Below are 10,452 nucleotides of genomic sequence, written 5' to 3'. Positions count from 1 at the left end.
TGCGCCGTCTACACCCGACGCCTGCTCGCCAGGCTTTTTAGCTGCTCCTGGCAACCGTGCGTACACCCGCTACGTCAGCGTTGCTACGACGCGTAATGGCATCACGTACACACACCGCCCCGAAGCATCGTCGAGCGGTGTGGCCGATACGCTCGACACCGAAGCATCCAACGATACCTGCCGCTTCCAACTACCCGCCACGCGCGGCGAGCACCTGCGTCCGCTCAGCCGCTGTTGGCAACGCTCTGCGGCCGTGGCAGCGCTTGCGGTAATGGTTGCGACAACGCGTCCACGAACTCAGGCGCCAGCGCCAACTTGCCGAACCAGCCATGCTGGGTGCCGCTGAGCACGCGCAGCATGTGACCACGACCGCCCGGTACGCGCCCCATCGGCTGCAGCAACAGATCGCGCCCGCGTGCCCACACATCGCGTTCGGATTGAAACAGCGGCGTGAGCCAGCGGCTCCAGCGGTGATAGATCGCCACATGCGCCTGGCGCTCGCGCTGATAGCGCTGCAAGGCGTCATCGATATCCTCGCCCGCGCGCAAGGCATCGCGCATGGCCAATGCATCCAGCAATGCCATGTTGACGCCCTGGCCCAGCTGCGGGCTCATCGCATGAGCGGCGTCGCCGGCCAGGACAAAACGGCCACGATGCCAGCGCGTCATCACCGCATCGCGGTAGCTGGCGCGTGCCAGCGCGGTGTGCACCTGCACGCTGTCCAGACGCAGATGCGCGTCCGGCCACATCTGCGCCACCTCATCGCGCCACGCGCCGATGCCGCGCTGCTCCCAGGCAGCGAAATCGCTGCATGGCAGGCTCCAGAAAAAACTCAGGCGCGGGGTGTCGTCGCCAGGCCGCGTGCCTACCGGCAGCAGCCCGATCATCTTGCGCGCACCGATATAACGCTGGCGCAGTTCGTCGATAAATGGCCAATCTTCGCGCGGCAACAGACACCACAGCGCGCCCCATGGATACACCCGATCCAGCCGGGTGCCCTGCACCTGCGCGCGCAGCGTGGAAGCCGAGCCATCGGCGGCGATGATCAGATCGTACGGACCATGCCATTGCCCGCGCTGGTCCTGCACGCGCCTGCCCTCGTGATCGATGGCGGTGATCTGGGTATCGGTCTGCAGCTGCGCGTACTCGGGCCAGGCATCGCACAACAGCGAGAACAACGCACCGCGCTGCATGCCCAGACCCATCAGGCGGGCATCCAGATCGCGGTACTGCATATCCATCACCGCGCGCCCGCATGGCGTTTCGCCGTACAGGCGGCGCACCGGCGCGCCATGCATCAGGGCCTGCGACAACAGGCCCATCTTCCACAACACCTGCAGGCCGCTGGGCTGCAGCAGGAAGCCGGCACCGACCGGCCCCGGCCTGGCGGCGCGCTCGAAGACGTCCAGTCGATGGCCATCGGCGCCCAGCAAGACCGCCAGCGCCTGCCCTGCGGTTCCATAGCCCACTACCGCAATCCGTAATGCTTGTTGCATCGTCCCTGCTCTGGTTCGCGAACACCGTCCTGCGTGGACCGGTGCAAAAAAAACCCCGCCGTGGCGGGGTTCTTCAACCGCACAGTCGAGTTAGATTACTCGACCGGCGTGATGTTCGAAGCCTGGGCACCCTTGGGACCCTGGGTCACGTCATAACTGACGCGCTGGCCTTCCTGCAGGCTGCGGAAGCCCTTGGAATTGATCGCGGAGAAGTGCGCGAAGACATCGGCGCTGCCGTCCTCCGGTGAGATGAAGCCAAATCCCTTGGCGTCGTTGAACCACTTGACGGTACCGTTCGGCATGGTGATGCGAGACCTTTGCAATAATTAATGGGTGGTGTACGGCGGTGCGTACGCGCCGAGTATGCAAAGCTTATTCCCCAATGACAATCACCCGCGTGCAAGTTCGCCAATCAGTTCGGGCAACCCGGACGAGGCGGCATCCACGTTGGCCAACACCTCGGCCATGGTGATTTCCTGCGCGTCGCCGCAACCGGCCGCCCAGTTCGCCACGATCGCCAAACACGCATATTCCAGGCCTTTTTCGCGCGCAAGCCCGGCTTCGGGCATGCCGGTCATGCCGACCAGATCGCAGCCGTCGCGACGCATGCGGGCGATCTCTGCAATCGTTTCCAAACGCGGCCCTTGCGTCGCGCCGTAGCACCCGCCGGCCACCATCGTGACCCCGGTCACCTTGGCCGCAGCGATGACCTTGCTGCGAAACATCGGCGAATACGGATGACCGAAATCCACGTGCTGCACCTCGCTGCCCGGCTCCTCGCAGAAGGTGGACACGCGCCCCCAGGTGTAATCGATCAGCTGATCGGGGCATGCCAGCACGCGCGGGCCGAACTGGTCGGTGATGCCGCCGACCGTATTGAGGGCAAGCACACGCGAGGCGCCGATTTGCTGCAACGCAGCGATGTTTGCGCGGTAATTGACCTTGTGCGGCGGCAGCGAATGGCCTTCGCCATGCCGGGCCAGGAACGCCACCCGATGACCGAGCAGCATGCCGACGCGGATCGGCCCCGACGGCGCGCCGTAGGGCGTGTCCAGTTCGTGGGCCTGCACATCATCGAGCTGCGCGAGCTTGTAGACACCAGTGCCGCCGATGACGGCCAATGCGATGGAATGGGAAGACACAACCGACCTCTGCAACGTAACGGACGTAGAAGCGCGCAAGCGCGCACGAGTGCCCGCGCAGTGGCGGGCCAGTGATTCAGAAGCGACCAGTAAAGCGTAGCGAGCGATCGTCCGGCGGCGATGGGCGCCAAGGCAACACCGGGAGACATAAACCCGTGCACGCCGATTGCGCGCAGCGGCCGCGTCCGCCTGACGACTACGCCGCCGCGTTGCTGATCACCGCGCGCGCTTTACTGCTTCATCGCATAGATGGCGGGAATACCGCGCAGCTGTTCGTTGACGTCCATGCCGAAGCCGAACACATAGCGGTCGGCCACTTCGACGCCCACGTAATCGGCGGTGACGCCCGGCACGCAGCGGTCGTGGCGCTTGACGGTCAACACTGCCACGCGCACGTCGGTGGCGCCCTGCTCCAGGCACCACTGGCGCACGCCCTGCAGCGTGTAGCCCTCATCCAGAATGTCGTCGACCAGAATCACCCGGCGGCCGAACAGCGCGGTGGCCGGGCGGTGCTTCCAGACCAGCTCGCCGCCGACGGTTTCGCCACGGTAGCGGGTGGCATGCAGGTAATCGAACTGCAGATCCTGCCCACGTGCGCCCAACTCCAGCGCCAACTGGCCGGAGAACGGCAGCGCGCCGTGCATGATGGTGAGATACACCGGCACTTCGCCGGCGTAGTCGCGCGCGATGGCATCGGCAATAGTGCCGACGGCGGCATCGATGGCCGGGCGGTCGACCAGCAGATCGGCTTGGGCCAGGGCCTGGGAAATGGTGAGCGTGGACATCAGGCAATTGATCCGAAAGGGGCGGAAGGAGTGTTGAAAGAGGCATCGGTGCCGGCAAGCAGGCCGTCCCAGCCGAGCGCGCCGCGACCGATCAAGCCGATCAGCGCTGCGGTATTGAGGCTGCGGCCTTGCACGGCCTGCAGCGATTCGTCGACCAGTTCCGGATGGCAGACCAGCACCACGTCGCAGCCGGCATCCAGGTGCGCATGCACCCGGCCCGCCACGCCGCCGGCGCTGAACGAGGCGGCCATGCCGATGTCGTCGGAAAACACCACGCCGCGGAAGCCCATCTGGCCGCGCAGGATCTGTTCGATCCAGCGCTGCGAATAACCAGCCGGTTCCGGCGCGACCTGCGGGTAAACCACGTGCGCCATCATCACTGCGTCGGCACCGGCCTCGATGCCGGCCACGAATGGCAGCAGATCGTCGGCCTGCAATTGCTCCAGCGAACGCGGATCGCTGGCGTGATCCACATGGGTGTCTTCGAGCACCGTGCCGTGGCCGGGGAAATGCTTGAGCGTGGCGGCCATGCCGGCGCCGTGCAGCGCCTGCACATAGGCGCGGGTGAAGGTGGCCACGATCTGCGGGTCGTCGCTGAAGGCGCGATCGCCGATGGCGCGGTTGCCGCGGCCCAGGTCCACCACCGGCGCAAAGCTCAGGTCCACGCCGCTGGCGCGCACTTCAGTGGCCATCAGCTGCGCGTGCGCGCGGGCGGCGGCGAGCGCGCCTTGCGGATCCTGCAGATACTGCGTACCGAAGCTCTGCAACGGCGCCAACGCGCTGAAGCCCTCGCGAAACCGTTGCACGCGCCCGCCTTCCTGATCCACGCACAGCAGCACCGGGCGCGGCGCGGCAGCGCGGATGGATGCCGACAGCTCGGCCACCTGGGTGCGCGAGGCGAAGTTGCGCTTGAACAGCACCACGCCGGCAACGGCATCGTGCTGCAGCCAGTCGCGTTCCTGTGCGCTGAGTTCGGTACCGGCAACGCCGATCAGAAGCATGTTGGGGGACTCCCGGGCCAGGCGCCAAGAGGGCGCAGCGCGGCATTGTCGCAGATGCGCGTTGCAGCGTCAGATCGCGCATTCAGGCGGAGGCTGACGTCCACTGACCGAAGCGCCTTGCGGCCAGGCGTTGCGGCGCCCGCGCATCGATACCGACAACCACGTGATCGCCTTTGAGCTCGGGTCCCTGCGCTGGCAGCACCGGTGCCGTCATTCGCACCGCGAACGCAACAGCCTGCTTCCCCGGGCAGACACCATGGCTGTGCTGCCCGGCTCGCCACCGGCGTGCGGCGTGCGGCGGTCTGCAGTAGGACGCATGCGGCCGGTTCACGACCTCGCTGGCCGTCCAGCAGACGACTTCGGTCTTCGCCGCCTCAGAGACGGTCCAGATTTGCCCGCCAGTGTGCGGCCTGGATCTGGATGCCTTCCAGCACCTCGGGCGCCATGCCATCGAGCTGCCGATACGGCATCGCCAGGCGTTCGTTCGTGCCTAGCAGCGGACGCTGCCGCGCGAGGAAATCCCAGTACAGCGCGTTGTACGGGCAGGCCCGCGCACCGATGCGCGCCTTGCGCTGATAGCGGCAGCCGCTGCAGTAATCGCTCATGCGATCGATATAGGCCGCACCACTGATATACGGCTTGCTGCCGAGCAGGCCACCGTCGGCAAACTGACTCATGCCCACTGTGTTGGGCAACTCCACCCACTCGAACGCATCGATGTAGACACCCAGATACCAGCGATGCAGCGCCTGCGGGTCCAGCCCCGCCAGCAGCGCAAAATTGCCGATCACCATCAGCCGCTGGATATGGTGCGCATGCGCATTGGCCAGCGAATTGCCGACGGCATCGGCCAGGCACCGCATGCCGATCTGCCCGTCCCAGAACCACTGCGGCAGCGGCGCATGCTGATCGAGCTGATTGGACTGCGCATAGCCGGGCATCTGCGACCAGTACACGCCGCGCACGTATTCGCGCCAGCCCAGGATCTGCCGGATAAAACCTTCCACCGAGGCCAGCGGTGCGTGTCCTTGCCGCCACGCCGTTTCGGCACGCGCAATCACTTCGGTCGGGTGCAGCATCTTGACGTTGAGCGCGAACGACAGCAGCGAATGGAACAGCCGCGGGCTGCGCGTGCTCATCGCATCTTCGTAGCGGCCAAAATTCGGCAACGCAGTGGCGATGAAGGCATCCAGATGCTGCAAGGCTTCATCGCGGTCTAGCGGCCATGGCAGCGCCTGCGCATTCGGCATACCGAAACTGCGCACGCCGGCAGCTTCGATGCATTGCCACAACGCGCCATGGTCGTGCGCGGCACGCCACTCCTGCGGCGCTGGCGGATCGCCGGGCCACGGCGCGCGATTGTCGTGATCGAAGTTCCAACGCCCACCTTCCGGTTGGCCGGAGGCATCGAGCAGGATGCGATGGCGCGTGCGCATCCGTCGATAAAAGACCTCCATGCGCCACTGACTTCCGGCGCGGAAACACGCCGCCACCTCATCGCGTTCGGTCAGGAAATGCTCGCTATCGACCATGTGCGTGGCAAACGCGCAGCCCGCGCTCCAGTGGCGCAGCGCCTCATCCAGGCGCCATTCGTCCGGCGCCTGATACTGCAAATGCTCGGCGCGGTAATGCGCCATCAACGCTTCAAGATTGGCCGGAATGGATTGCCGATTACTGGGGGCATCGATGGCGACATAGCGCACGCGATGCCCGTGCTGCCGCAAGCGCGCGGCAAACGCGCGCATTGCCGCAAAGATCGCCAGGATCTTCTGCGCGTGATGCAGCACGTAATCGGTTTCCTCGCGCACCTCCATCAGCACGTAGACCACGCCGGGGTCGTGCGTCGCAAACCAGCTGTGCTGCGGGTTGAGCTGATCGCCCAGGATCAGGCGCAGCGTGTGCGCTGGCGTTTGCGAGCCGCTGGTGGTCGTATCGGAGTCACGCATTGGTGCTGAGCTCACGCATGCAGACAGGGCGCGCTTGCATCAGTCAGGCGCTCGGGCAGGCATTCGGCAGCGCTGCGCACGACATCTGTGCATCTGTGCAGTCTGCAACGCAAAAGCCACTCTGCCATTGTGCGACATTGAGGCTCAACACCACGGACGCGCCACCGGCTTATGCATCCGCATGGTGCGTGACACCATCGGCACACACCCGCTGCGCCAAGGCGGTTCCGCTTTGCCACGCGCCCTCGACCTTGCCGCCCGCCAGCCAATCGCCGCACAGGCCAAGGCCAAGCGGCGCATCCCAGACACAGCCGATCTGCAACGGTGGGTCGGTGCTGGCCACCTCCCACCGATAGGCGTCGCAGGCCTGCGGCGGCGGCAGGCCGAGCGCGGCCAATTCTGGCAGTAGCGTGGCGATGACATCCTCTGGCCTGGCATCGAAATGCAGCTGGCTCCAGTCGGCGGTGGCATGCAGCAGCCAGGTCTCGGCGCCGTGCCGTGCCGGTTTGCTGGCGTCGCGCGCCACCCAGCGCACTGGTCCTGCATTGACGAACAACGCGTCATAGCCAGGATCGATGCGCGCATCGAACCGCAACACCACCGCCCAGGCGGGCTGCATGCTTGCATCGCGCGCGATGGTCGCAAGCGCAGGCGCGTTCTCTGCCAACAGCGCGGCCGCATCCGGCGCAGCCAGCGCGAGCAACACCGTATCGACCATATGCAGCGCGGGCACGCCGTGCACGCCCAACGCCCAGCCCTGGCCACTGCGTTGCAAGCTGCGGACAGACGCCTGCAACCGAACATCCAGCCCTGCCGCCAGCGCACGCGCGGGAGCGGCCATCTCCGGCACTCCGACAAAACGCGTCAGCGCGGTGTGCGAAGCGCGCAGTGCACGTCCATCCCAGCTTGCGATGCGTGCAGGCCAACGCGCCGCGACGCCGGCGGCGACCCAGCTGTTCACCACTGCTGCAAAATCCGGATCGCGCGCGGTGAAATACTGCGCGCCCACATCGCACTGCCAGCCGGCACCCATGCGAGCACGCATGCGCCCACCCATTGCATCGCCCTGCTCGTACACCGTCACTACCGCGCCGGCCGCCTGCAGCGTTTTGGCACACGCGAGCCCGGCAAGGCCGGCGCCGATCACCGCAACCGTTCGCGGGCGGCGTGGCTGCATCGCCCGGTCAGTCGCCGGCACGGGCATGACGCAGGCGATCTGTCACACCGCACATCCATCGGGTCCGCATGCATCGGCGCCGCCAATCGGCACCGATTCGGCCGCCAATTGCAGCAGCGCCTGCGCAAACGTCTCCGGCGGCTGCGCGCCCTGGATCAGGCTACGCCCGTCGATCACGAAGCTGGGCACTGCACGGATGCCTAGCGCGCTGGCCTGTGCCAACTGTGCCTGTACCTCCACAATGCCTTCGTCGGAGTCGAGCATCGCCTGCACGCGCGAGGCTGCAAGCCCGCCGGCCTCACCCGCACGCAGCAGCGTGTCGGTGGCAGCCACGTTCTGGCCTTGCGCAAAATGCGCATGGAACAAGGCTTCCATCACCGCACCGACATCACCCTCGTGCGTGGCCAGCCACAGCAAGCGATGCGCCCGCAACGTGCTGACCTGTACCTGGCCACGCCCGAAGTCGAATGGCAGGCCTTCCGCGCGTGCGGTGTCCTGGGTCTGCGCAAGCATTTGATCCACGCGTGCGGCACCGCCGAACTTGCGCGCCAACGCATCGCGCAATGGCACCGGCTCGGCACCGGCATCCGGGTCGAGCTCAAACGCGTGGTAATGGATGTCCAATGCCGGCAGCTGCGCCCCAAGCGCAGCGACCGCCTGTTCAAAACGGCGCTTGCCGATCCAGCACCAGGGGCAGACCACGTCGGACCAGATGTCGATGCGCATGAGCGGGGATTCGTCGGTGGGGATTTAGGATTCGCAAAGCATAAGCCCAATACCGAGACAGGGATGGGAATCGTGACTGGTGATGCGCAAGGCATCGCCCAGGGCCGACGCATGCGCCTTGGCTTTTACGAATCCCGAATGCCCAATCCCGACTCCCGGCTCTCCACCCATTGCGAGAACGGATGGGAGGCCAGTGCCAGGTTGTAATAGCGCACGTCGTCGGTGACTTCCGCGCCGATCCATTCCGGCTTGGCGAACGCCTCGTCAGCACTGCCAAGCTCGATCTCGGCCACCACCAACCCTGCGTTATCGCCCAGGAATTCATCTACTTCCCACACATGTCCCTGGTACTCGACCAGATGCCGGCGCTTGTCGATCAAGCCGCCCACGCACAACGCCAGCAACGCGCGCGCATCGGCAAGGGGGACCGGGTACTCGAATTCCTGACGGGTATGCCCGACCTCGCGCGACTTCAGATTGAGAAACGCACTTTCGCCCTGGATGCGCACGCGCACCGACGCGTTCTGCGCGCCACTGCGCAACGACGCCTGATCGTTGATGTATCCCTGCGCCATCGGGATCACCGCATGCGCAGCGCTACGCCAGTCGTCGCCGGTGACAAGAAACTTGCGTTCGATTTCTAGAGGCATGGGAATCGGGAATCGGGAATCGGGAATCGCAACAGCATACGGCGAACCGCCTTCACCATTCCCGATTCCCTATTCACCATTCACCGCCGTTCAAACACCGCAATGCTTTCCACATGCGCGGTGTGCGGGAACATATCCATCGCACCGGCCGACACCAGCGTAAAGCGCTGCTCGTTCACCAGATAGCCGGCGTCGCGCGCCAGCGAGCCCGGGTGGCAACTGACATACACGATGCGCTCGAATTTCTTCAGCGGTAGTTGCTGCAGCACTTCCAATGCGCCCGAACGCGGCGGATCCAGCAGCAGCTTGTCGAAGCCCTGACGCATCCAGGGCGTATTGCGCTGATCCTGGGTCAGATCGGCCGCATAAAACTGCGCGTTGTCCAGACCATTGCGTTGCGCGTTTTCCTTGGCGCGCGCCACCAAGCCGGCATCGCCTTCCACGCCGACCACCTCGCGCACCGTTCTTGCCAGCGGCAGGGTGAAATTGCCCAACCCGCAAAACAGATCCAGCACGCGGTCATCGGGTTTGGCATCGAGCAGCGTCAGCGCGTGCGCAATCATCTTCTGGTTGAGCGAGGCATTGACCTGGATGAAGTCCAGCGGCCGGAACGCCAGCTCGACGTCCCATTGCGGCAGGCGGAACGACAGCGGCACGTCCTGTGGCCATAACGGATGCACGCTGTCCACGCCGCCGGGCTGCAAGAAGATCGCAAACCCGTGGGTCTGCGCAAATTCCACCCAGGCCTGCCGATCGCGCTCGCTGAGCGGCTGCATGTGGCGGATGGTCAACGCCACCGCATCGTCGCCGGCGATGAACTCGATCTGCGGGATGTCGCGCTTGCCATCCATGTTTTCGATCAGAGCCGCCAGCAGCGGGATCTTTTCGCCGATTTCCGGGATCACCGTGTAGCAAACCGACAGGTCGGCCACGAAGCGCGGGTCGAGTTCGCGAAAACCGACCAGGGTCTTGTCCTTCTTCTCCACCCGCCGCACCGAGAAGCGACCTTTACGCCGATAGCCCCAGGTGTCGCCGACCAGCGCCGGCAGCATCGTCTGCGGGCTGACGTGGCCGATGCGCTCCAGGTTGTCCATCAGCACGCGCTGCTTGGCCACGATCTGCTGCGATTCCTCCAGATGCTGCAACACGCACCCGGCGCACACGCCGAAATGCGGGCAGCGCGGGGTGACCCGCTGCGGCGAGGCCTCCAGCACGTCCACCGTCTTGGCTTCATCAAAATGGCGGCTGCGCGCGGTGGGCTCGGCACGCACCAGTTCACCGGGCAAGGCGCCACTGATGAAGGTGACCTTGCCGCCCTCGCCATCGCGGCGCGCCACTCCGCGGCCGTCATGGCTCAGGTCGGTGATCGCGGTCTGGAAGGGGGTACGGTCGAAACGGTTTCGGGTTCTGGCCACGTGGCGACAAGCTGCGGGCAAAAAGGGTGCGTATTGTCGCAGATGCGATCGACCGAGGCCGCCCTGCGTGGCGTGGCAATTGTCGTGCCCCGCAAACACAGGCAAACTTCGCCT

The 10,452-nt window shown here is 65.5% G+C and carries 10 protein-coding genes; all 10 read right to left on the bottom strand.

The window, feature by feature from the left end:
* Positions 1–224: 224 nt before the first annotated feature.
* A complete protein-coding gene (locus RQH86_RS00225) occupies positions 225–1,496 on the bottom strand; it encodes an NAD(P)/FAD-dependent oxidoreductase (protein ID WP_115561656.1) in 1,272 nt (423 codons plus the stop codon).
* A 95-nt stretch (positions 1,497–1,591) separates the two neighbouring features.
* The gene (locus RQH86_RS00220; RefSeq protein WP_003488188.1) at positions 1,592–1,798 is read right to left on the bottom strand and encodes a cold-shock protein; all 207 of its coding nucleotides are present in this window, start codon (positions 1,796–1,798) and stop codon (positions 1,592–1,594) included.
* Positions 1,799–1,885: 87 nt separating this feature from the next.
* Positions 1,886–2,638 (bottom strand): S-methyl-5'-thioinosine phosphorylase, encoded by a 753-nt coding sequence (locus RQH86_RS00215; RefSeq protein WP_311239652.1) that lies wholly within the window; start codon positions 2,636–2,638, stop codon positions 1,886–1,888.
* A 230-nt stretch (positions 2,639–2,868) separates the two neighbouring features.
* Positions 2,869–3,423, bottom strand: a complete 555-nt coding sequence (locus RQH86_RS00210) for a hypoxanthine-guanine phosphoribosyltransferase (protein WP_055845328.1) — start codon at positions 3,421–3,423, stop codon at positions 2,869–2,871.
* Positions 3,423–4,424, bottom strand: coding sequence for a beta-N-acetylhexosaminidase (gene nagZ, locus RQH86_RS00205; protein WP_115527386.1), 1,002 nt, complete (start codon positions 4,422–4,424; stop codon positions 3,423–3,425). The genes RQH86_RS00210 and nagZ overlap by 1 nt, the downstream gene beginning before the upstream one ends.
* Before the next feature lie 374 nt (positions 4,425–4,798).
* The gene (locus RQH86_RS00200) at positions 4,799–6,370 is read right to left on the bottom strand and encodes a cryptochrome/photolyase family protein (RefSeq protein ID WP_311239651.1); all 1,572 of its coding nucleotides are present in this window, start codon (positions 6,368–6,370) and stop codon (positions 4,799–4,801) included.
* A gap of 169 nt (positions 6,371–6,539) precedes the next feature.
* Entirely contained in the window at positions 6,540–7,547 is a 1,008-nt protein-coding gene (locus RQH86_RS00195; protein WP_311239650.1) for an FAD-dependent oxidoreductase, read from the bottom strand.
* Between the two features lie 42 nt (positions 7,548–7,589).
* On the bottom strand, positions 7,590–8,273 hold the full coding sequence (locus RQH86_RS00190; RefSeq protein ID WP_115512200.1) for a DsbA family oxidoreductase: 684 nt from the start codon (positions 8,271–8,273) through the stop codon (positions 7,590–7,592).
* A 125-nt stretch (positions 8,274–8,398) separates the two neighbouring features.
* Entirely contained in the window at positions 8,399–8,923 is a 525-nt protein-coding gene (locus tag RQH86_RS00185; RefSeq protein WP_311239649.1) for a CYTH domain-containing protein, read from the bottom strand.
* A gap of 80 nt (positions 8,924–9,003) precedes the next feature.
* A complete protein-coding gene (gene rlmD / locus RQH86_RS00180; RefSeq protein WP_311239648.1) occupies positions 9,004–10,338 on the bottom strand; it encodes a 23S rRNA (uracil(1939)-C(5))-methyltransferase RlmD in 1,335 nt (444 codons plus the stop codon).
* Between the last annotated feature and the right edge of the window lie 114 nt (positions 10,339–10,452).

Origin of the sequence: Xanthomonas sp. WCS2018Noco2-27 (assembly GCF_031843525.1) — a bacterium.
Lineage (GTDB): Bacteria > Pseudomonadota > Gammaproteobacteria > Xanthomonadales > Xanthomonadaceae > Xanthomonas.
Note: the sequence above shows the minus strand (reverse complement) of the source record. Positions and strands in the feature narration are given on the sequence as shown.